Source organism: Methylorubrum populi, from assembly GCF_002355515.1.
GTDB lineage: Bacteria > Pseudomonadota > Alphaproteobacteria > Rhizobiales > Beijerinckiaceae > Methylobacterium > Methylobacterium populi_A.
Genome location: NZ_AP014809.1, coordinates 1,622,683 through 1,644,394, shown reverse-complemented (window position 1 = coordinate 1,644,394; position 21,712 = coordinate 1,622,683). Strand labels below are relative to the sequence as shown.

General features: G+C 70.7%; 22 protein-coding genes. 14 read left to right on the top strand and 8 right to left on the bottom strand.

Annotated elements, in window-relative coordinates; genetic code table 11:
* The first annotated feature begins 20 nt into the window (after positions 1-20).
* From MPPM_RS07560 to MPPM_RS07525, 8 genes are all read left to right on the top strand, one after another.
* Positions 21-1,169 carry a glycosyltransferase family 61 protein gene (locus MPPM_RS07560; RefSeq protein WP_096484523.1) on the top strand — a complete coding sequence of 383 codons (1,149 nt, stop codon included), beginning with the start codon at positions 21-23 and terminating at the stop codon, positions 1,167-1,169.
* Positions 1,170-1,186: 17 nt separating this feature from the next.
* Entirely contained in the window at positions 1,187-1,816 is a 630-nt protein-coding gene (locus MPPM_RS07555; protein ID WP_096484522.1) for a Maf family protein, read from the top strand.
* A 14-nt stretch (positions 1,817-1,830) separates the two neighbouring features.
* The gene (locus tag MPPM_RS07550) at positions 1,831-2,832 is read left to right on the top strand and encodes a cation diffusion facilitator family transporter (protein ID WP_096484521.1); all 1,002 of its coding nucleotides are present in this window, start codon (positions 1,831-1,833) and stop codon (positions 2,830-2,832) included.
* 40 nt (positions 2,833-2,872) lie between these two features.
* Positions 2,873-3,721 carry a shikimate dehydrogenase gene (locus MPPM_RS07545; RefSeq protein WP_096487767.1) on the top strand — a complete coding sequence of 283 codons (849 nt, stop codon included), beginning with the start codon at positions 2,873-2,875 and terminating at the stop codon, positions 3,719-3,721.
* Positions 3,718-4,338, top strand: coding sequence for a dephospho-CoA kinase (gene coaE / locus MPPM_RS07540; RefSeq protein WP_096484520.1), 621 nt, complete (start codon positions 3,718-3,720; stop codon positions 4,336-4,338). Before MPPM_RS07545 ends, coaE begins: the two co-directional genes overlap by 4 nt.
* Positions 4,339-4,408: 70 nt before the next feature.
* The gene (dnaQ, locus tag MPPM_RS07535) at positions 4,409-5,119 is read left to right on the top strand and encodes a DNA polymerase III subunit epsilon (RefSeq protein ID WP_096484519.1); all 711 of its coding nucleotides are present in this window, start codon (positions 4,409-4,411) and stop codon (positions 5,117-5,119) included.
* Between the two features lie 203 nt (positions 5,120-5,322).
* Positions 5,323-5,772, top strand: coding sequence for a ribbon-helix-helix domain-containing protein (locus MPPM_RS07530; protein ID WP_096484518.1), 450 nt, complete (start codon positions 5,323-5,325; stop codon positions 5,770-5,772).
* Positions 5,773-5,861: 89 nt separating this feature from the next.
* The gene (locus MPPM_RS07525; protein ID WP_096487766.1) at positions 5,862-7,106 is read left to right on the top strand and encodes an extracellular catalytic domain type 1 short-chain-length polyhydroxyalkanoate depolymerase; all 1,245 of its coding nucleotides are present in this window, start codon (positions 5,862-5,864) and stop codon (positions 7,104-7,106) included.
* A 50-nt stretch (positions 7,107-7,156) separates the two neighbouring features.
* Here the strand turns inward: MPPM_RS07525 and MPPM_RS07520 are convergent, their stop codons facing one another.
* The gene (locus MPPM_RS07520; protein ID WP_096484517.1) at positions 7,157-7,657 is read right to left on the bottom strand and encodes an NUDIX hydrolase; all 501 of its coding nucleotides are present in this window, start codon (positions 7,655-7,657) and stop codon (positions 7,157-7,159) included.
* A gap of 106 nt (positions 7,658-7,763) precedes the next feature.
* The gene (locus MPPM_RS07515) at positions 7,764-8,591 is read right to left on the bottom strand and encodes a 4'-phosphopantetheinyl transferase family protein (RefSeq protein WP_096484516.1); all 828 of its coding nucleotides are present in this window, start codon (positions 8,589-8,591) and stop codon (positions 7,764-7,766) included.
* Between the two features lie 51 nt (positions 8,592-8,642).
* Between MPPM_RS07515 and ampC the strand changes: the two genes are divergently transcribed.
* On the top strand, positions 8,643-9,809 hold the full coding sequence (gene ampC / locus MPPM_RS07510; RefSeq protein ID WP_096484515.1) for a class C beta-lactamase: 1,167 nt from the start codon (positions 8,643-8,645) through the stop codon (positions 9,807-9,809).
* Between the two features lie 4 nt (positions 9,810-9,813).
* Here ampC and MPPM_RS07505 read toward each other — a convergent pair whose 3' ends face one another.
* A complete protein-coding gene (locus MPPM_RS07505; protein ID WP_096484514.1) occupies positions 9,814-10,224 on the bottom strand; it encodes a GNAT family N-acetyltransferase in 411 nt (136 codons plus the stop codon).
* A gap of 7 nt (positions 10,225-10,231) precedes the next feature.
* Complete coding sequence (secA, locus tag MPPM_RS07500; RefSeq protein ID WP_096484513.1) at positions 10,232-13,138, bottom strand: preprotein translocase subunit SecA; 2,907 nt, start codon at positions 13,136-13,138, stop codon at positions 10,232-10,234.
* Positions 13,139-13,424: 286 nt separating this feature from the next.
* On the opposite strand from secA, the gene MPPM_RS07495 reads away from it, so the two are divergent.
* The 4 genes from MPPM_RS07495 (at position 13,425) to MPPM_RS07480 (ending at position 16,217) form a co-directional block, all read left to right on the top strand.
* Positions 13,425-14,327, top strand: a complete 903-nt coding sequence (locus MPPM_RS07495; RefSeq protein WP_096484512.1) for a peptidylprolyl isomerase — start codon at positions 13,425-13,427, stop codon at positions 14,325-14,327.
* 123 nt (positions 14,328-14,450) lie between these two features.
* Positions 14,451-14,660, top strand: coding sequence for a hypothetical protein (locus MPPM_RS07490; protein ID WP_096484511.1), 210 nt, complete (start codon positions 14,451-14,453; stop codon positions 14,658-14,660).
* 277 nt (positions 14,661-14,937) lie between these two features.
* Positions 14,938-15,495, top strand: coding sequence for a sigma-70 family RNA polymerase sigma factor (locus MPPM_RS07485; RefSeq protein WP_096484510.1), 558 nt, complete (start codon positions 14,938-14,940; stop codon positions 15,493-15,495).
* A complete protein-coding gene (locus MPPM_RS07480; protein ID WP_096484509.1) occupies positions 15,492-16,217 on the top strand; it encodes an anti-sigma factor in 726 nt (241 codons plus the stop codon). The genes MPPM_RS07485 and MPPM_RS07480 overlap by 4 nt, the downstream gene beginning before the upstream one ends.
* 186 nt (positions 16,218-16,403) lie before the next feature.
* Here MPPM_RS07480 and MPPM_RS07475 read toward each other — a convergent pair whose 3' ends face one another.
* The 4 genes from MPPM_RS07475 to MPPM_RS07460 form a co-directional block, all read right to left on the bottom strand.
* A complete protein-coding gene (locus tag MPPM_RS07475) occupies positions 16,404-16,952 on the bottom strand; it encodes a fasciclin domain-containing protein (protein ID WP_096484508.1) in 549 nt (182 codons plus the stop codon).
* A gap of 195 nt (positions 16,953-17,147) precedes the next feature.
* On the bottom strand, positions 17,148-17,852 hold the full coding sequence (locus MPPM_RS07470; protein WP_096484507.1) for a uracil-DNA glycosylase: 705 nt from the start codon (positions 17,850-17,852) through the stop codon (positions 17,148-17,150).
* A gap of 25 nt (positions 17,853-17,877) precedes the next feature.
* Entirely contained in the window at positions 17,878-19,380 is a 1,503-nt protein-coding gene (locus MPPM_RS07465) for a bifunctional metallophosphatase/5'-nucleotidase (protein WP_096484506.1), read from the bottom strand.
* Positions 19,381-19,387: 7 nt separating this feature from the next.
* On the bottom strand, positions 19,388-20,374 hold the full coding sequence (locus MPPM_RS07460; protein ID WP_096484505.1) for a class I SAM-dependent methyltransferase: 987 nt from the start codon (positions 20,372-20,374) through the stop codon (positions 19,388-19,390).
* Positions 20,375-20,592: 218 nt separating this feature from the next.
* Here MPPM_RS07460 and hemH point away from each other — a divergent pair, with 218 nt between their 5' ends.
* Entirely contained in the window at positions 20,593-21,663 is a 1,071-nt protein-coding gene (gene hemH, locus MPPM_RS07455) for a ferrochelatase (RefSeq protein ID WP_096484504.1), read from the top strand.
* The last annotated feature ends 49 nt before the right edge of the window (positions 21,664-21,712 follow it).

The following is a 21,712-nucleotide window of genomic DNA, read 5'->3' as shown; positions in this document are numbered from 1 at the left end:
CAGGGGGGAGGGCGGCGATCATGGACAACGCGGCGCTCGCCGCGGCCGATCTGCGCGAGACCGTCCAGGCCGGGCGCGGGCGCTGCACCGATCTAAGCCTGTCCTATCGGGACTGGGCGCCCCCGCCCGAGCTGCTGATCGGCGCGGTGACGCCGACGCTGCTGCGCGTCTATCACGAGCAGACCACCGTGCTCGGCACGAGCCTCTACGAGCTGCCGGGGGCGGAGGTGACGGAGGAGGGCGTGATCCTCCTCGACGGCGTGTTCCAGTACGCCAGCCAGCTCAACATCTTCCCCGTCAATTTCGAGGATCATTTCCGCGCCGTCGCCGCGCGGCTCCCCGATCTGCGCCGGGTCGACGTCGAGGCGCCGGTCGTGCTGCTGACCGGGATGGGCCACCAGATGTACGGCCACTGGCTGGTCGATTTCCTGCCCAAGCTCTTCCTGCTCCACCGGGCCGGCCACGACATCACGCGGCTCAGCTACCTCCTGCCCGCCGACACGCCGGATTTCGCCCGGGTCTGGCTCGGTCTGCTCGGCATCGGAGAGGACCGCCTCGTCGTCTACGACCGCACCCGGGACCGCGTCGCCTGCCGCCGGCTCCTCGTGCCGACGGCGCTGCGCTTCGTCAGCCGCGCCTCGCCGCTGATGCGGCAGGCTCGCCGCTTCCTGCTCGAACGCGCGGCGCCCGGTCCTCGCCGGCAGCGTCGTTGGCAGGCTCCTTGGACGCTCGGCCGCCGACGCGAGAAGCCGGGGACGGAAAAGATCCTGATCTCCCGCTCGGACAATGCCGATACGCACAACCGCCGCACCCTGGCGGAGCGGGCCCTGTTCGAGGAGACGGCGCTCGCCCGCGGCTTCACCCGCGTCAGGCCCGAGCGGTTGAGCGTGCCCGAGCAGATCGCCCTGTTCCGCTCGGCCGGTACGATCATCGGCGAATACGGTTCGGGGCTGCACGGATCGCTGTTCGCGCCCCCCGGCACCACCGTGGTGGCCCTGCGCGACAACGGGCTCGAACTCGGCTTCCTGCAGAGCTCCATCGACCACGCGCTCGGCCATGCCGGCGGCTACGTGATCGGGTCGGAACGCACGGGGGAGGGGTTCTTCTCCGTGGCGCCGCAGGATATCGACTTCCTGTTTGACTGGCTCGACTGGCGCGGCCTGCGCTGACGGAAACCCTTGTCCCTGTGAACGCCTCTGCTCTCTGGCGCCCCCCCGCGCCCCTCCTCCTCGCCTCGGCGAGCGCCACCCGGCGCGACCTCCTGACGGGGGCCGGCCTTCCGGTGGAGACGGCGCCCGCGCGGATCGACGAGCGCGCCCTCGAAGCCGAGGGCGGCGACATCAGCCCGGTTGAGCTGGCCCGGCGGCTCGCCCGCGCCAAGGCGCAGGAGGTGGCGGCCCGCCACCCCGGCCGCGTCGTGATCGGCGCCGACCAAGTGCTCGAATGCGAGGGCCGCGTCTTCCACAAGCCCGCCGACCTCGCGGCCGCGCACGACCACCTGACCCGGCTCCAGGGCCGTTCCCACGCGCTGCATTCGGCGGTGGCGATCCTGCGGGACGGCCGGGCGGAGGCGTTCGTCGAGCAGGACTTCGTGGAGACGGCGCGGCTGACCATGCGCCCCCTCGATGCGGCGGCCATCGACACCTATCTGCGGCTCGCGGGCGCGGCGGTGACCACGTCGGTCGGTGCCTACCAGCTCGAAGGGCTCGGCATCCACCTGTTCGAGCGGGTCGAGGGCGACCATTCGACGATCCTCGGCCTGCCGCTGACGCCGCTTCTGGGGCGGCTGCGGGGCCTGGGCCTGCTGGCGTTCTGACACGGCGAGGGACGATGGACGATCATCGGCAGGATCACCGGGACGACCACGCCCATCCGGATCACGGCCACGATCATGCCGGGCAGGGGCACCGCCATGCCCACGATCACGGCCATGGGGGCCACGGGCACGTTCACGCGCCGAAAAATTTCGGACCGGCCTTCGCCATCGGCATCGCGCTGAATCTCGGCTTCGTCGGCGTCGAGGCGCTCTACGGCTGGCTGTCGAACTCGATGGCGCTCGTGGCCGATGCCGGCCACAACCTCTCCGACGTGCTCGGGCTCGTCGCCGCCTGGATCGCCGCGGTGCTGGTGAAGCGCGCACCGTCGGCCCGCTTCACCTACGGCCTGCGCGGCTCCTCGATCCTCGCCGCCCTGTTCAACGCGGTGGTGCTACTGGTGGCCACCGGCGGCATCATCGTCGAGGCGGTGCAGCGCTTCCTCGAGCCGGCGCCGGTCGCCGGCGCGACGGTGATGGTGGTGGCCGGGATCGGCATCCTCATCAACGGCTTCACCGCGTGGCTGTTCGCCTCGGGCGCGGGGGGCGACATCAACATCCGCGGCGCCTACCTGCACATGGTCGCCGACGCGGCGGTCTCGGCCGGCGTGGTGCTGGCGGGCCTCGTCATCCTCGCCACCGGCTTCGACTGGCTCGACCCGCTGGTGAGCCTCGTCATCGCCGCGCTCATCATCGTCGCGACCTGGGGCTTGCTGCGCGACAGCGTGGCGATGTCGCTCGCCGCGGTGCCGCCCGGCATCGACCCGGAGGCAGTGCGCGCCTGTCTGGCCGCCCGCCCCGGCGTGCGCGGCCTGCACGACCTGCACATCTGGCCGATGAGCACCACCGAGCCGGCGCTCACCGCCCATCTCGTCGTGGCGGGCGAGGCGAACCACGGCCTCTTCCTCAAGGAGACGGCGGACGAGCTGCGGGAGCGCTTCGGGATCGGCCACGCCACCCTCCAGCTCGAGATCGAGGGGGAGACCGCCTGCACGCTGCCGAAGGGCTGCGTCGCGTGATGTCCATCGGCTTCTCAGGCGCATGCGCCGGCAGGATTCCATGACAGTCAGGGCCTTCGTCGTCGGCCACCCGATCCGGCATTCCCGCTCGCCGCTGATCCACGGCCACTGGCTCGCCGAGCACGGGCTTGCCGGCACCTACGAGCGCATCGACGTGGCGCCGGACGCCTTCGAAGCGTTCGTCCGCGGGCTGCCCGGTTCGGGCTTTGCCGGCGGCAACGTCACGATTCCGCACAAGGAGGCGGCCTATCGCCTCGCCGACTCCCTGACGGAGCGCGCGAAGAAAATCGGCGCGGTGAACACGCTGATCGTCGAGGGCGACCGGGTTCGCGGCGACAACACTGACGCTCCGGGCTTCATCGCCCATCTCGACCAGAGCCTTGGCCGAAGCCCGGACCAGGACTGGCCCGAACGGAGCGGCGGGACCGCCCTGGTGCTCGGCGCGGGCGGGGCGGCGCGGGCCATCGTCGTCGGGCTTGTGGAGCGGGGAATGCGGGTCCGGGTCGCCAACCGCAGCCCCGAGCGGGCGCGGGCGCTCGCCGAACTCGACCCCGACCACGTCGAGGCACTGGCCTGGGAGGCGGTGCCGGAGGCGCTCCCCGACACCGGACTTCTCGTCAACACCACCTCGCTCGGCATGGCCGGGCACCCGCCGCTCGCTCTCGACCTCGCCCCGCTCCCGAGCCGCGCGGCGGTGGCCGACATCGTCTACGTGCCGCTGGAAACGCCGCTCCTCGCCGCGGCGCGGGCGCGGGGGCTCGCCGCGGTCGACGGGCTCGGCATGCTGCTGCACCAGGCGGTGCCGGGCTTCGAGGCGTGGTTCGGCCTGCGTCCCGCCGTCACGCCGGCCCTGCGCGAGAAAATCGTCGCGGATCTCGCCGCGCGATGAGCGCTCCCGGCCAATCCCGCCGCCCCGTGGTGCTCGGCCTCACCGGCTCGATCGGCATGGGCAAATCGGCCACCGCCGCGATGTTCGCCGCCCGCGGCGTGCCGGTCCACGATTCGGACGCGGCGGTCCACGCCCTCTACGGGCCGGGCGGCGCGGCGGCGCGGGCGATCGGCGCGGCCTTTCCGGGCACCCTGACGCCGGAGGGGGGCGTCGACCGCCCGGCGCTCCGCGCGGCAGTACTGGGTGACGCGGAAAAGCTCGGCCGGCTCGAGGCGATCGTGCATCCGCTGGTCCAGGCCGAGAGCCGCGCCTTCCTCGCCCGCAACGCGGGGGCGCCGCTGGTCGTCCTCGACATCCCGCTGCTGTTCGAGACCGGGGCCGACGCCCGCTGCGACGCGGTCCTCGTCGTCACGGCCCCGCCCGAGGTCCAGCGCGCCCGCGTGCTCGCCCGCCCCGGCATGACCGAGGCCGCGTTCGAGGCGATCCGCGCCAAGCAGATGCCGGATGCCGAGAAGCGGGCGCGGGCGGACTTTTTGATCGACACGAGCCGCGGGTTCGAACACGCGGAAGCCGAGGTGGGGCGGATCGTCGAGGAGTTGGCGAGTCGAACCCGCTGACGGAAGCTGCCGGTTAACCCATCCTTCGGCGACCGGCGCGCAGGCTGCCCGCCGGCCACGGAACCAAAAAATGCTGCGCGAGATCGTCCTCGATACCGAGACTACCGGCACGGATGCCAAGAACGGCGACCGACTCATCGAGATCGGCTGCGTCGAGCTGATCAACCACGTCCAGACCGGCAAATTCTATCATCAGCTCATCAACCCGCAGCGGGCGGTGTCCGAGGGGGCATTCGCGGTCCACGGCATCTCGGACGCGATGCTCGCCGACAAGCCGGTCTTCGCCGATGTGGTGGATGCCTTCGTCGCCTTCTGCGGCGATGCGCGGCTGGTGATCCACAACGCGCCCTTCGACGTCGGCTTTCTCAATATGGAGTTCGCCCGGCTCGGGCCCGCCGCCCCGAAGGCGATTCCGTTGGAGGACGTGGTCGACACCCTGCTGCTCGCCCGCCGCAAGCATCCGGGTGCGGCCAACAACCTCGATGCCCTGTGCAACCGCTACGGCGTCGACACCACCCGCCGGGTCAAGCACGGCGCGCTGCTCGACGCGCAGATCCTGGCCGAGGTCTATGTCGAACTGCTGGGCGGCAAGCAGACCAGCCTGGGACTGAGCATCGCCGAGCCGGCCGGAAGCGTGGCGGTCGAGGCGCTGGCCGATTCGGGTCCGGCCGGGCCGCGGCCGATGCGCAGCCGGCTCACCGAGACGGAGCGCCTGCGGCATGGCAGCTTTGTCGAGAGCCTCGGAACAAACGCCGTCTGGCGGGAATACCTGGAACCGTAGTCCGGCCCTTCCATCGATGTCCCTCGTTAAGGTCCTGTTCGGACGCACTCTTCCGCGGCCCACCGCCTGACCGTTCGCCCGCGCCGTCGGCGGGTGCTCCCCGAGACAAATCGCCTTTCTTGCTGCGATGCAAAAACTTTCATCTTGCGGCGCAGCATAAGCGTTCCCATACCATCCCGGTGGATGGCGCGGGGATGAGCGCAATGATGGACGTGATGCAGGAGAGCCGGCCCGATACCCCGATCGCGTTCCGCGGCGGGGCAAGATCCGGCGACCACGAGAAGATCACGGTCAATCTCGGCTTCGTCGATCTCGGGCATGTCGATCTGCTCGTCTCGGAGGGCGTCTACGCCAACCGCAGCGACTTCATCCGCACGGCGATCCGCAACCAGATCGAGCGGCACGCCGACATCACCCGCCAATCGGTGGCCCGCAAACCGATCGAGGTCGGCCTGCGCCGTTACGGCCGGGCCGAACTGGAGACGGCGCGGGCGTCGGGGACACGGCTCGACATCCGCGTCCTCGGCCTCGCCGTGATCGCCGACGACGTTCCCGCCGACCTCGCCAGGGCCGCGATCGCCTCGATCGAAGTGCTCGGCAGCCTCCAGGCAAGCCCCGCGGTGAAGCGGGCGCTGGCCGACCGCCTGCTCTGATCCCGGACGACTTTGGATCCGGATAACCCCCTGCCCTCGTGACCCGCTGCGCGCGCGCGCGCGTCGCCGACCCGGAAAGCGAGACCCGCATGACCGACCGTCACAACGCCTTCTTCACCGACATGGCCGAGGCCACCCGCCTGACCCGGGCCGGACGGCTCGGCGAGGCGACCGCCCTGATCCAGCGCAGCCTCGGGGCCGCGGGACCGGCTCCCGAGAGGCCGCAGCCGGCCGAGGCCACCCCGCACGCAGTCCCGCGGCTCGAAGGCCCGGCGGCCCGGCTCGACCCGGAGGCGCATGCGGCGGACGCGGCCCACGCGGCGCTGATCCCGGAGCGGCTGCGCGAGAACATCGACCAGATGATGCAGGGCCTGCGCACCCTCGCTCCCTCCCTGCGGGGGCTGGTGGGGGGCAACCTGCACGCTCCGAGACCGGAGGGCGTCGAGCCCGAAGACGGCCAGTTCGTCGAGCGCAGCTTCTCCAATGCGGCCGGCGCGCGGGACTACAAGCTGTTCATCCCGAGCCCGCGGAGCGGGCGGCGACCGCTCCTCGTGATGCTGCACGGCTGCACCCAGACGCCGGACGACTTCGCCGCGGGCACGCGCATGAACGGGCTCGCCGAGGAGGAGGGGATCTACGTCGTCTATCCCCGCCAATCGAGCCGGGCCAACGCGCAGCGGTGCTGGAACTGGTTCGAGCCCGGCGACCAGGGCCGGGAAATGGGCGAGGCCGGCATCATCGCCGGGCTCGTCCGTGCGGTCTGCGCCGAGCACCCGATCGACCGCTCCCGCATCTACATCGCCGGCCTCTCGGCGGGCGGGGCGGCGGCGGCCAACATCGCCCGGGCCTATCCCGACCTGTTCGCGGGGCTCGGCGTGCATTCGGGTCTCGCCGCGGGCTGTGCCCGCGACCTGCCCTCGGCGCTGGCGGCGATGCGCGTCGGCGCGCCCGGTGCGGCCGAGCCCGGCGGTGCCGCCGGCTTCGGCGCCGGAGCGGTGACGCAGGCCCTGCGGGTGCCGACCATCGTCTTCCACGGCGAGGGCGACGGCACGGTCCATCCCCGCAACGCCGAGGCGGTGCTGGCCCAGGCCGGGGTCGAGGCGCTGACGCCGCGGCGAGAGGGCGGGACCGGGAGCGGTCACAGCTACACCCGCACCCGCTACGCCGACGAGACCGGCCGGGTGCAGGCCGAGGCGTGGTCGGTGCAGGGCGCGGGCCATGCTTGGTCCGGCGGCAGCCCGGCGGGCAGCTACACCGACGCGAACGGGCCGGATGCCTCGCGGGCGATGCTCGACTTCTTCCTCAGCCACAGCCTGCCGGGCGCACGGGGATAGGGCATCATCCCGAAAGGCGGCCGCCGGCTTCCGGAAACGGTGACGTAGAATCAATCGGCCGGGGCATCACGCCGGATCTCGTATCCCGGGTGCTGCCCCGGCTCTCGGCGCGAGGCCAGCGCCGCCGCGAGCCCGTCGGGAAACAGGGCGACGCCGTCCGGCAGCGCGGCCGGAGCGAGCCAGCGCGCGGTGCAGGCCGTGCCGTCATCCTCGCTGAAACGGATCACGTCGCGGTCGTAGAGGGTCGCGTCGTGCAGGCGGATATCGGCGGCGAAGACGATCTCGTGACCCAGCGCGCCCTCGTGGCGGTAGATATTCTCGAACACCGTCCAGGGGCCGGCGATGGTCACGCCGCAGCCGAGCTCCTCCCGGAATTCCCGCGCCAGGGCCTGCTCGCGGGTCTCGCCGAAGGCGATGCTGCCGCCCGGCGGACGCACGCCCTTGATCCGGCCGCCGTCGTCGAGGACCTCGACGGCCAGCAGCGCGTCCCCGCGCCACGCCAGCCCGATCACCTTGACGCGGATCGCTTGAGGCGGACGCCAACTCGTCATGGAATTCGGTTCCTTCGATCATCGGCGCGGCCGATGCGGGAGGCTAGAGCATCATCCCGAAAGGTGGTTTCCGGATTTCGGAAAAAGATGATGCAAAAACAGAAGCCTAGCGCATCTCCCGCGCCGCGGCCTCGGCCAGGGCCTCTCGAAACGCCGCCCATTCCGCCGCGTCGATCGCAAGCGTCACCGCCGGCGGGCGCGGCAGCACGAGGGCGGCGGCGAGGTCGCCGGCGGCGAGGCTCAGGCCCCGGTACTGCGCGAAATGGGCGAAGGTGACACCGAGTCCCGTTGGTCCCGCCTCGACGCGGCCGACCGCCAGAAGATCGAGCGGCACGGTGAGGCCGCAGCGCAGGGCCTTGGACAGCGCTTCCTTCAGGCACCACAGCCGCGTCAGCCGCTCGGCCTCCGGCACGGCAAGGCAGGCGGCGAGGTTCCGGCGCTCGACTGCCGTGGTCTGGCGCGTCAGCAGGGCGATGTTGGCCGGCCGGATCCGCTCCAGATCGATCCCCATCGGGCAGGCTTCGGGAAAGACGACCGCCACGGCGACCGGGCCGGCATGGGACAGGCTGACGCCGAGATTCGCGGTGCCCTCGCCGGAGAGAACCGGCTGCTCCAGCACGCCGGGTCGGATCGCCAGGGTCCGCGGGTCGAGATCGGGCCGGAGCGCGGCGAGCGCGCATTTGGCGGCGTAGCGCCCGATCAGCAGGCCGTGGCGGCGGCGGGGGTGGAGGCGGTCGGTGAGGAGCGCCTCCTCGTCGCCGTGAAGGAAGCCGGCGCGATGAGCGTTGAGCCAACCGAGCGGCGCGCTCGCCAGCGCCAGGGCGGCCTGCAGCGGCCCGATCCGGGGCGCGTCGAGCCCGAGACGCAGGCTGCGCACCAGCGGCCGGTCGGTCCCCGCTCCTGCCGCGCTTTCGGCGCTTTCCTCACCCGTCATGCCCACCCGCCTCGCCCGCATCAACCAGGAAGGAAACGCGCCATTTTCGCAATGCGAAAGCCCGGACTTTTCGTCCTCGCCCTGAGCGGCCTGCTGTGCGGCTCCGCGCCCACGGCGGCGGATGACGGTGCGTCCGCATGGATCGCCGAGGCCGTGGAGCGGGCCTACCGCCCGCTCCTGAAGGCGTACGAGGTGCCCGGCCTCGCCGTCGCCGTGACGCGGGACGGGCGCTCCGCCGTCTTCACCTTCGGGCTTGCCGACCGGGACGGGCAGCGTCCGGTGACGCGGGACACGCTGTTCGAGATCGGCTCGGTCAGCAAGACCTTCACCGCGACGCTCGCCGCCTACGCGCAGGGGCTCGGCCGGCTCTCGCTCGAGGATGCACCGAGCCGGTTCCTGCCGGTGCTGCGGGACAGCGCCCTCGACCGGGTGAGCCTGCTCGAACTCGGCACCTACACCGCCGGCGGCCTGCCGCTGCAATTCCCCGACAGCGTCACCGACGAGGCGGCGATGACCGCCTATTTCCGGCATTGGCAGCCCTCCGCGCCGCCGGGCACTGAGCGACGCTACTCCAATCCGAGCCTCGGCCTGTTCGGAGCCGCTGCCGCGGCGGCCCTCGGCGGCGATTTTTCGGCGTCGATGCGGACCCGGCTGTTTCCGGAACTCGGACTGAAGAACTCGTTCATCCGCGTGCCCGAGGCCGCGATGGGCGGCTACGCCTGGGGATACGGCAAGGGCGAGCGGCCGATCCGCGTCAATCCGGGCGTTCTCGATGCCGAGGCCTACGGCGTCAAATCCAGCGCCGCCGACATGATCCGCTTCGTCGAGGCCAACATCGATCCCACCCGCCTCGATCCGCCGATGCGGCGGGCGGTCGAGGGCACCCATGTCGGGTATTTCCGAGTCGGCGCGATGGTGCAGGGCCTCGGCTGGGAGCAGTACCCCTATCCGGTCTCGCTGGAGCGTCTTCAGGCCGGCAATGCGCCGGCCATGACGCTGGAGGCGCAACCGGCCGCGCGGCTCGATCCGCCGCAGGCGCCGAGCGGGCCGACGCTGTTCAACAAGACCGGCTCCACCAACGGCTTCGGCGCCTATGTCGCCTTCGTGCCGGAGCGGCGCATCGGCCTCGTCATGCTGGCCAACCGCGCCGTCCCGATCGCGGCGCGCATCGCCGCGGCCCACGCGGTGCTGGAGGCGCTGGCGGCGGAAGGCCCCTGACGCCTCAGCGCTCCCGATCGGTGCGGAAGGCGTGCGGCACCCGCGCCATGCCGACGGCCTCGTAAGTGCCCTCGACGCCTGGTGCGGCGGTGAGCAGCAGCGAGGTCTCGGGGCCGGCCGCCGCCCGCGTCTCGGCGATGAGGCGGCGGCCGATGCCGAGACCCTGGCAGTCGCGGGCGACCGCGAGGTCGGAGAGATAGGCACAGAAGGCGAAGTCGGTGAGCGTGCGCGCCACGCCGACGAGGCGCCCGTCCCGCCGGGCGGTGACGATCAGGTCGGACGCCCGCAGCATCCGGTCGAGCCGCTCGAGGTCTTCGGCCGGCCGCCGCGGCGCGAGGCCGGACTCGACGAGGACACCCTGGAAGGTTTCCGCGTCGAGATCCGGCTCCAGCCCGTAGACGATCGCGTCGCCCACCGGAGGCTCACGCCTCGGCGGCGAAGCGGCCGTGGCAGTGCTTGTACTTCTTGCCCGAGCCGCAGGGGCAGGGCTCGTTGCGGCCGACCCGGCCCCAGGTCGAGGGGTCATCGGGCTTGCGCTCCAGCACCGCCGTGTCCGCCGAGAGGTCGCGCGCGGCAAAGCCGTAGGCGCCGCCCGCCCCGCCGTCGCTGCCGCCATAGGCGAACTCGTTCTCGCCGGTGGCCGGGTCGCGGTGCTCGGGGAACATCGGCGGCAGCTGCGGCTCGCCAAAACCCGCCTGTTCGAACCCCGCGCCGGGGAAGTCCTCGGGGCCCTGCTGCATGATCTCGACATGGGCGAGCTGAGCGGTGACCTGCTCGCGCAGGGCCGCCACGAGGCCGTTGAACAGCTCGAACGCCTCCGACTTGTACTCGTTGAGCGGGTCGCGCTGGGCGAAGCCGCGCCAGCCGACCACCTGCCGCAGGTGGTCGAGGGAGACGAGGTGCTCGCGCCAGAGGTGGTCGAACACCTGCAGCACCACCTGCTTCTCGACATAGGCCATCACCTCGGCGCCGTTGCGCTCGACGCGGGCGGCATAGGACTCGTCGGAGGCCTTGCGCAGGCGCTCGCGGATCTCCTCGTCGGCGATGCCCTCTTCCTTGACCCACTCCTCCACGGGTAGATCGAGGTTGAGCAGGTCGAGGGCGCGCTGCTTCAGCCCTTCCGCGTCCCACTGCTCGGCATAGGCGTTCTCGGGGATGTGCACGGCCACGAGATCGTCGATCACGCCGTGGCGCATCTCGTCGATGGTGTCGCGCACGCTGTCCTGGCCCATCAGGTCGCGGCGCTGCTCGAACACGACCTTGCGCTGGTCGTTCATGACGTTGTCGTATTTGAGCACGTTCTTGCGCATGTCGAAGTTGCGCGCCTCGACCTTCTGCTGCGCCTTCTCGATCGCTTTGTTGATCCAGGGGTGGATGATCGCCTCGCCCTGCTCCAGGCCGAGCCGCTGCAGCATCCCGTCCATGCGGTCGGACCCGAAGATGCGCATCAGGTCGTCCTTGAGGGACAGGTAGAACTTCGACCGGCCCGGATCGCCCTGGCGGCCGGAGCGGCCGCGCAGCTGGTTGTCGATGCGGCGCGACTCGTGGCGCTCGGTGCCGATGATGTAGAGCCCGCCCGGCAGATCCTTCTTGCGGCCCGCCTCCGGATCGGCCTTCTCGCCCGAGGCCAGCACCTTGGCGCGGTTCTCGGCGATCTCGGCCTTCAAGGCCTCGATCGCGGCGTCGCGCTCGGGCCCGTCGGCGAGGTGGCCGAGCTCCTTCTCGATGCGCATTTCGAGGTTGCCGCCGAGTTTGATGTCGGTGCCGCGGCCGGCCATGTTGGTGGCGATCGTGATGGCGCCGGGCACGCCGGCCTCCGCCACGATGTAGGCCTCCTGCTCGTGGAAGCGGGCGTTGAGCACGGCGAAGCGCTTGGTCACCCGGTTCTCGCGGGCGGCGGCGTAGACGTCGGTCAGGGCGTTCGGGTCGGAATAGTCGAGCAGCGTGTAGCCGGCTTTCTTCAGGAGCTCGCCGATCAGCTCCGACTTCTCGATCGAGCCGGTGCCGACGAGCACGGGCTGCAGGCGGCTATGCGCCCGGTCGATCTCCTTGATGATCGCCTCGTACTTCTCCTCGACGGTGCGGTAGACCTCGTCGTCCTCGTCGACGCGCTCGATCTCCTTGTTGGTCGGGATGTCGACCACGTCGAGCTTGTAGATCTCGGCGAACTCGTCGGCCTCGGTCGAGGCGGTGCCGGTCATGCCGGCGAGCTTCTTGTAGAGGCGGAAGTAGTTCTGGAAGGTGATCGAGGCCAGGGTCTGGTTCTCGGGCTGGATCGTCACCCGCTCCTTGGCCTCCAGCGCCTGGTGCAGGCCTTCCGAGTAGCGCCGGCCCTGCATCATGCGGCCGGTGAACTCGTCGATGATCACGACCTCGTCGTTCTTGACGATGTAGTCCTTGTCGAGCGTGAACAGGGTGTGGGCGCGAAGCGCCTGGTTCACGTGGTGGACGAGGGTGACGTTGTGCGCGTCGTAGAGGTCGCCCTCCTTGAGGATGCCGGCCTCGCGCAGGGCCTCCTCGATGAACTCGTTGCCGGCCTCCGTCAGCGAGACCTGACGCTGCTTCTCGTCGAGGTCGTAATGCTCCGGCTGAAGCTGCGGCATGATCCCGTCGACCGCGACGTAGAGTTCCGAGCGGTCATCGACCGGGCCGGAGATGATCAGCGGCGTGCGCGCCTCGTCGATGAGGATCGAGTCGACCTCGTCGACGATGGCGAAGTGGTGCCCCCGCTGCGTCATCTGCGAGAGCTCGTACTTCATGTTGTCGCGAAGATAGTCGAAGCCGAACTCGTTGTTGGTGCCGTAGGTGATGTCGCAGGCATAGGCCTCCTTGCGCTGCCCGTCGTCGAGCCCGTGCACGATGGTGCCGACGGTGAGGCCGAGGAAGCGGTAGACCCGGCCCATCCACTCCGCGTCGCGTGAGGCGAGATAGTCGTTGACCGTGACGACGTGGACGCCCTTGCCCTCCAGCGCGTTGAGGTAGACCGGAAGGGTCGCGACCAGGGTCTTGCCCTCGCCGGTCTTCATCTCCGAGATGCCGGATTCGTGCAGCACCATGCCGCCGATCATCTGCACGTCGAAATGGCGCTGCCCGAGCACGCGCTTGGCCGCCTCGCGCACGGTGGCGAAGGCGGGGACCAGCAGGTCGTCGAGGCGGGTGCCGGCGGCGAGCTGATCGCGGAACGCCTGCGTGCGGGCGCGCAGCTGCTCGTCGGACAGCGCGCTGATTTCCGGTTCAAGCGCGTTGATGGCCGCGACGCGGGGGCGAAAACCCTTGACGCGGCGGTCGTTGGACGAGCCGAAAATCTTCTTGGCGAGGGCACCGAGCATCGTGAACCTGCGGTCGTGAGGTCGTCGCGGGCGGCATGTCATGGCGCCGCCGGCCTGCATTGGGCGGGCTTATAGAGGTAAATATCCGCAGGCGCATCCGGTAGTGCCGAGGCGCGGTCACGAGCGCGCGCGGCCATCAAGGCCACGCTTGCCTTTGCCCCCCGGAGGTTCCACCTGTGTCGCGCTTCGCGGCACCTGCCGCATCCCGACGAGCCCCGCGCGGGACCAAGCCGGACGGCATGATGACCGGCCCGGCGGGGACGACGCCCAAGGAACGACGCTTCCGATGCCGATTCCGTTCTCTCTCCGGCGCGCGAGCGCCCTCGCGCTGATCCTCGCCCTGCCCGGTGCGGCCCTGGCCCAGGCACCCGCCGGCCAGAAGACGCCGAGCGCACCCGCTCCGGTCTCGGCGGCGGTTCCGCCGGAAACGGTGGTGGCGCGGGTCAACGGCCAGGCGATCACCGCCGCCGACCTTGCCCTCGCGGGCGAGGACCCGGCGCTGTCGCTGCCGGGCGTCGATGAGGGCGCCAAGCAGAACCTGCTGGTCGATTACATGATCGATCTCAAGGTCGGCGCGCAGGCGGCCGAGGCCGCCAAGATCGGCGACAGCTCCGAATTCAAGCGCAAGCTCGCCTATTTCCGCGACAAACTCCTGCTCGACGACTACCTCGAGCGCGAGGCCAAGAAGGCGGTGACGCCCGAGGCCGCCAAGGCGCTCTACGACCAGACCGTGAAGTCGATGAAGCCGGAGGAGGAGGTACGGGCCCGCCACATCCTCGTGGAGAGCGAGGACGAGGCGAAGAAGATCGCCGCGCGCATCAAGGGCGGCGAGGATTTCGCCAAGATCGCGGCTGAGGTCTCGAAGGATCCGGGTTCCAAGACCGAGGGCGGCGATCTCGGCTGGTTCACCCAGGAGCGGATGGTGAAGCCCTTCGCCGATGCCGCCTTCAAGATGACCCCGGGTCAGGTCTCCGATCCGGTCAAGACGCAGTTCGGCTGGCACGTGCTGCGCGTCGAGGAGAAGCGGACGAAGCCGGTGCCGACCTTCGACGAGATGAAGGAGCAGATCGACCAGTACCTCACCCGCAAGGCGCAGCAGGACACCATCGTCAAACTGCGCGAAGCGGCCAAGGTCGAACGGTCCGGCAGCAGCGGCAGTCCTGCTTCCAGCGACGCGAAGAAGCCGTGAGGCGGCTCTCAGGTGGTGAGACATGCTCCTGTAGCATGACTGAGCGGCGGTATCTGGTATACCAGATACCAAAGTGCGGTGCGATATAGGCTCCATCGCAACGCAGCAACGGACCTGCCCGCCATGATCGCCCTCATCGTTCTCGCCGCCGCCATTGCCAACGTGACCCTCGTCGTGATGCTGGCCGAGCGCTTCGGCACCGAGGGCGGCGTGCATGCCTCGGCCGGTGAACTGACCAGCCTCCAGGCCACGGGCCGCGCTTCCGTTTCGGCCAGCACGGTCAGGCTGGCCAACGAGAACGTCGCCGCCGCCGCGACCAGGATCGCCGCCTGACATCCATCCCCGTCGGGATGATCGGAACCGCCCCCGCGCCGCCTGGCCGGGGGCGGCTTCGTTTTGGGCGACCCCGCAACTTGGACGACTTCGCCGACTTTGATGCCTTGCCGCGTGTGCTGGGCCGTGTTCCCTCGCAGCGATATCCGGCGGCCTCAGCCGGTCGATCACGAGCGCGTGACCGTCGCGGCCAAGCTGTGCCATAGCTGCGAGCCGTGCCGGTTGAGGTGCCGGAACCCGCAGGATAAGCGGGAACGCTCAGGCCAAGGGGGGAGCCGTGTCGACCGTGGAGGCGTCTGTCGACGCAGATTTGGCGCGGCTGATCGGGGCTGTGGCCGAGGGCGACCGCGCGGCTCTGCGCGCGCTCTATGCCGCGACCGCTCCGAAACTTCTCGGGATCATCCTTCGTATCCTGCAGGACCGGAGCGCGGCCGAGGATGTGCTGCAGGAGGTGTTCGTGCGCATCTGGCAGCGGGCAGGCACTTACGATCCGCTGGCCGGCCCACCGCTTGTCTGGCTGGGCGCGATCGCCCGGCACAAGGCCATCGACCGGTTGCGTCAGGACAAGGCCGCCCGGCTGACCCAAGCGGACGACGACTGGCTGGCCCGTCTCGCCGATGCGCGCGACGGCGAGACGGAGCTCGCGCGCCGCGATGCCCTGGCGCATTGCCTCGACACCGTGGAAACCGCCCAGCGCGACTGCCTCGTCCTCGCCTATTGCGAGGGCTGGTCGCGCGAGGAACTGGCCGCCCGCTACGACCGGCCCGTCAACACGATCAAGACTTGGCTGCGCCGCGGCCTGCTCAGCCTGCGCGGCTGTCTGGAGGCCGCATGAGCGAGGGCGTCACTCCCCCGCCGTTCTGGGCCGAGGACCCCGATGGGGCGGCCGGCGAGTACGTCCTCGGCACCCTCACCGCGAGCGAGCGCACCGCCTTCGCGCGGGCCATGGAACAGGATCCGGCCCTGCGCGAGGCGGTGATGGCCTGGGAGAGGCGGCTGGCGCCGCTCGCCGCAACGGCCCCCGCCGTCGCGCCCGGCGCGCAGGTCTGGGAGGCCGTCGAGGCCCGGATCGCGCCGCGTCCGGCGGCCGACGCCACGGATCTGCGGGTCCGGCGGCTGGAGCGCGGGCTGCGGCGCTGGCGATTCGCGACCGGGGGAGCGGCGGCGCTCGCGGCGGGGCTCGCTCTCTGGATCGTGACGGCACCGCGGCCGGCGACCGTCGGCGCGCCGCAATATCTGGCTGTGGTCGATCGCGGCGGCAGCCTTCCGGCGCTGATCGTGCGCGTCGATCTCGCGAGCGGAGTCGTGCAGGTCCGCAGCCTCGCGGCGGAAACCCCGCCCGACCGCAGCCTGGAGCTCTGGTACATCAACGAGGGCGCCGCGCCCCGCTCACTCGGCCTGGTCAACGAGACGACCGGGACCATACCGGTGCCGGCCGATCTTCGCGACGGCGTCGCGGGGGCCACCCTCGCCGTCACGGTCGAGCCGAAGGGCGGCGCTCCCGCCGGCAAGGCCACGGGCCCGGTCGTCTATTCGGGCCGCCTCATCCGCGATTAGAGCGCTTTCCGACGAAGTGGATGCCGGTTCGGCGAAAGAACGCGCGTCAAACCAAGGACCGAGAGACGCCGACCTGATGCAATCAGGCCGGATACGGCTCAAGGCGCGCGGTGGAGCCCCTCCCGGCCGAGGCAGGAAGGGGCTCCGCGAGACGGCGGACGGTGTCTGGCCTTCCGCCGGCACCGCTCAGGGCAGCAGGACGCCGTTGATGACGTGGATCACGCCGTTCGACTGCATCACGTCGGCGGTGGTGACGCGGGCGGTGTTGCCCTTCGTGTCCGTCACCATCACGCCCTTGCCCTTGGCCGTCACCGTGAGCGGCTCACCCTGGGCCGTCTTCAGCGTGGCCTCACCGCCCCCCTGCCGGACCAGCTTCATCAACGCCTTGGACGTATAGGTCCCCGGAACCACGTGGTAGGTCAGGATGCCGGTGAGCTGAGCCTTGTTCTGCGGCTGCACCAGGGTCTCGACGGTACCCGGCGGCAGCTTGGCGAAGGCGGCGTCGGTCGGCGCGAACACCGTGAACGGGCCAGGACCCGAGAGCGTGTCGACGAGGCCCGCGGCCTTCACGGCGGCGACGAGCGTGGTGTGATCCTTCGAGTTGACGGCGTTCTCGACGATGGTTTTGCTCGCATACATCGGCGCACCGCCGACCATCGGGTTCTTGGCGAGCGCGGGTGCGGCCGCGGTGATGAGGGCGAGACCGAGGGTGAGGCTGAGAAGGCTCTTGGACATGGTGTCTCCCTGAGGATGCGCCCAATGGGGGGCGTCGCGGGCCTCTACGGGGACCAGGGGCCGGAAAGTTTCAGCTTTCCGCCGCGGGGGCCGGAAAAAATTTCGAGCCCGCCATCCGACGCGAGGATCGCTTCGAAGCGGAGGGGCGCACGGACCGGATGAGGCGGGCCCCCGCACCGGCGGGACGAGACGGGTTCAGCCCCGGTGCAGCCGCCAGTCGATCGGGGCGCGGCCATGCGCTTCGAGCCACGCATTCGCCCGGTCGAACGGCCGCGAGCCCGGAAAGTCCCGGGCGCGGTTGAGCGGGGAGGGGTGACCCGAGGCGACGATGCCGTGGCGGCGCGTGTCGATCAGCGCCTCGCGGGCGCGGGCCTGGGCGCCCCAGAGCAGGAACACCGCCGGCGCGTCGCGGGCGGAGACGGCGGCCACCGCCTCGTCGGTGAGTTGCGCCCAGCCGAGCCGCAGATGCGCCCCGGCCTTGCCGGCCTCCACGGTGAGCGCCGAATTCAGGAGCAGCACCCCGCGCTCCGCCCAGGGCGTGAGGTCGCCGGTGGAGAGATCGGGCTGGCCGCCCTCGGGAGCGAGTTCGGCCAGGATCACCTTGAGCGAGGCCGGCAGGCGGCGCGGGCCGACATAGGAGAAGGCGAGCCCGTTGGCGTCGCCCGGCGTCGGATAGGGGTCCTGGCCGAGGATTACCGCCTTCACCGCGGGCAGGGGCGTCAGCGTCAGCGCCCGGAAGATCGCGGAAGGCTCCGGCAGCACCGTCGCACCGGCCGCGACGCGCTCATCGACCTTTCTCGCGACCCGGTCCGCCGCGCCCTCCCGGAAGAAGGGCAGATCGAGCCAGGGGGAGCCGCTGGCGCGGAACGCCTTGAGGGCGGCCTCGACGGGTCCGGTCACGCGAAATCCCCTCTCATGACAGCCCTCATGAAAGCACCCGGATCCGCCCCCCGGTCTCGGCCGGGAGCGGTGCGTGGGCGCGGATATAGGCCATCACCGTGTTCGCCAGCAGCGTCCCGTCGGTGCCGCCGATCAGCACGCGGCCCTTGGCCAGCATCCCGTAATCGTTGCCGCCGCCCAGCATGAAGTCGTTGGCGGCCACGCGGTAGGTGCGGGCCTCGTCGAGGGCCGCGCCGCCGATCGTCGCCGCGACGACGCGCCGGCCGGGCGGTGCGTTCGGGTCGAGGATCACGTCGATGCCCGAGACCTGCAGGAACCGTCCGGACGAGCGGCCGAGATCGCGATAGCCGTTCTCCAGGGCCTCGCGCAGGGTCGCCCCGTCGATCGCCACGAGCACGGTGGTGTTGCCGAAGGGCAGTTCGCTCAGGATGTCGCGCCGCGTCAGGCTGGCCCCGGCCGGGTAGAGCCGGTCGCCGCGGATGCCGCCGCCGTTGATCAGGCCGATCTCGGCGCCGGTGCCCGCCCGCACCGCGTCGGCGACGAGATCGCCGAAGCTCGATTCCCGCGCCCGCACCGTGGCGACGCGGCTGTCGAGCGGCCCCTCCGTCGTGCCGAGCACGACGTCGAGTTCCCGCGAGAGCTCGCCCGCGAGCCGCTCCACCACGGCTTGCGTCTCCGGGTCGGGGGGCACCTCGGCGGTGTCGTGAATGCGGAAGGCGGCGCGCCAGCGCACCGATCCGTCGGTGCTCGGCGTGACGAAGACGTCGACGGCCGTGACGTAGTGGGCGTCGTGGCTCGATTCGACCAGCACCGCCTGCCCGTCGTCGCGCAGGCAGAGATCGTGGTCGTGGCCCGAGAGCAGGATGTCGACCACGCGCCCGCGCACGATCGCGTCGTCGGTGGGCCGCGCCGTGTGGGCGATGCCGACGATCATCTGCGCGCCGGCCTTGCGCAGGCGCTCCGCCTCGCGGGCGAGCGTCTCGATCTCGGGGCCGAAGCGCAGGTTTCCGGATTGCGACTTTTCCGGTGTCGCCTGCAGGGCGATGCCGACGAGGCCGACGCGGATGCCGCCGAGGTCGACCAGCCGCGCATCCTCGATGCCGGGAAGCCGTTCGCCCTCGGGGCCGCGCAGATTGGCGGCCAGGAACGGGAAGCGGGCCTCGCTCCGGCGCTCGGCGAACACCTTCGGCCCGAAATCGAACTCGTGGTTGCCCGGCACGAACAGGTCGGGCGGCGCCAGGTTCAGGAGCTCGACGATATGCGCGCCCCGGTCGAAGCCCGACATCAGCGAGGGCGAGAAGCTGTCGCCCGCATGGGCGTAGAGCAGCGGCACGCCGCGGGCGCGCTCGGCCTTCACCACCGCGTTGAGCCGGGGAAAGCCGCCGCGCCCCTCCACCGCGTCCATCGCGTAGATGTCGTTGACGAGGAGCAGGGTGAAGGTCGGCGTGCCGGCGAGCGCCGGGCCGGCGCCGGCGGCGAGGAGACCCGCGCCGAGACCGGCGACGGTCTGCCGACGGGTTGGGCGCATCACCGGCTCAGCGCCCGGCGTTTCCGTCCTTCGCGACCTCGTCCTTGGCCATCCCGTCCCGCACCGCCTTGGCATTGCGCCGGAGCGCCGGCAGGATCCAGGCGCCCGAGGCGAAGTAGAGCCCCGCCGACATCGGCTTCAGATCGACGGCGAGCCGGTCGGCGAGACCGGGGTTCGTCAGCGGCACGGCGGGCGCATCGGTCTTGCGGTAGACCACCGTGGTGTCCTCGCGCCAGTACTCGGTATGCGGCACGAGGCCGGCGCGGCGGGCGAGGAGATCGAAGGTCTCGCGCACGTAGCCGTGGACATGGGCGAAGTGGAAGCGCTCGTGCGGCGGCTTGCCGGTGGCGGCCATGTTCGGCACCGCGGCGTAGAGAATGCCGTCAGGCTTCAGCCAGCGGGCCAGCCGCTCCATCGTCTCGGCCGGGTTGCGCAGGTGCTCCAGCACGTGGTGCGTGGAGATCACGTCGAAATGGCCGGCGGGGAAGCGGTTCGGGTCCTCGGCCTCGTCGAGCACCTCGACGCCGTGATGGGTGCGGGCGTAGGTGGCGTAGTCGCGGCCCGGCTCGACGCCGATCACCTCGCAGCCGCGCCGCTTGGCCTCCGCCAGGAACTCGCCCGACCCCGAGCCGAAATCGAGCAGCTGCGCGCCGGGCGTCAGCTTCGGCGCCAGCAGGTCGGCGCGGAACCTGGCCTCGCGGGCCGAGCGGTTGAGGTGGTGGCGCGGCGGTCCGCCGGCGAAGGCGAGCTGGTAATCGGCCCGGTAGGCCGAGGCGTAGTACTCGGCCAGCTCGTCCGGCGTCGGCATCGGATCGGTGCGGATCAGGCCGCACTGGGTACAGGCGATCGAGCGCAGAATCTTGAGGCGCCGGTCGGTCTCGGCCACGGTGACGGCGTCGCGACATCCGCACAGGTTGCACGCGGCCGGCGCTCCCTCGTAGGGATAGCCGGTGAACGGCACGAAGTGCTTCAGGAAGTAGCGGGGGGACGGCATGTCGCGCTGGCCTCCGGAGCGATTTCGGGCAAAGGGTTTGCGCAAGATACAGGCCGGGCTCTCCCGCGAGAGTCTTCTCTTCCGGGAGGGTCTTGGCCTTGGAAAGCCGCCTGCTCTAGATCGAACGGCCGGCCCGCACAACCGGATCGCTTGCCGCCATGAGCTTGCTGCCATGAGGCCGCGTTGAGGAAGGCGGGACGCCCGTGACCGGAAATCCGATGAACCAACGCGTCGAACCTGACACCCTCCTGCGCAATCCCGTGCGGGTTGCGCCCACCGCCCTGCCGCCCGACCATCCGGCCGTAAGAACCGGCCGCGTCGGCGTGCTGCTGATGAACCTCGGCACCCCCGAGGGCACAAGCTACTGGCCGATGCGCCGCTATCTCAAGGAGTTCCTCTCCGACCGCCGGGTGATCGAGGTGCCGCGGCTGATCTGGTGGCCGCTCCTCAACCTCATCATCCTGACCAAGCGTCCGGGGCCGAAGGGTCGCGACTACGCCAGCATCTGGAACAACGAGCGCGACGAGGGACCGCTCAAGACCATCACCCGCGGCCAGTGCGAGAAGCTTCAGGCGGCGATGGGCGATTCCGTCGTGGTCGATTGGGCGATGCGCTACGGCAAGCCGGAGGTGAGCCTTCGCATCCAGGCCCTGCTCGACCAGGGCTGCGACCGCATCCTGCTCGTGCCGCTCTATCCGCAATATGCGGCGGCGACCTCGGCCACCGCCTGCGACCAGGCCTTCAAGGCGCTGATGCAGATGCGCTGGCAGCCGACCGTGCGGGTCTCGCCGCCCTATCACGACGACCCCGTCTACATCCAAGCCATGGCGGATTCGATCCGCGAGGGGCTGGCCAAGCTCGATTTCGAGCCGGAGGTGATCCTGACCTCCTTCCACGGCGTGCCGAAGAGCTACCTGCTCAAGGGCGACCCCTACCATTGCCAGTGCCTCAAGACCGGCCGGCTGATCCGCGAGGCGATGGGCTACACTCCCGAGCAGATGCGCGTGACCTTCCAGTCGCGCTTCGGCAACGAGGAATGGCTCAAGCCCTACACCGACGAGACCGTGCAGGCGCTGGCCAGATCCGGCGTGAAGCGCATGGCGATCGTGGCGCCGGGCTTCACCGCCGACTGCCTGGAGACGCTGGAGGAACTCGACGGCGAGAACCGCCACTATTTCGAGGAGAACGGCGGCGAGAAATACGCCTTCATTCCCTGCCTCAACGATTCCGACCTCGGCATGCGGGTGATCGAGCACGTGGTGCGGCGGGAGCTGCAGGGCTGGATCTAAAGACGATGGGCCGGCCGGATCGAACGACCCCCGCGCGCCGCCCGCGCGT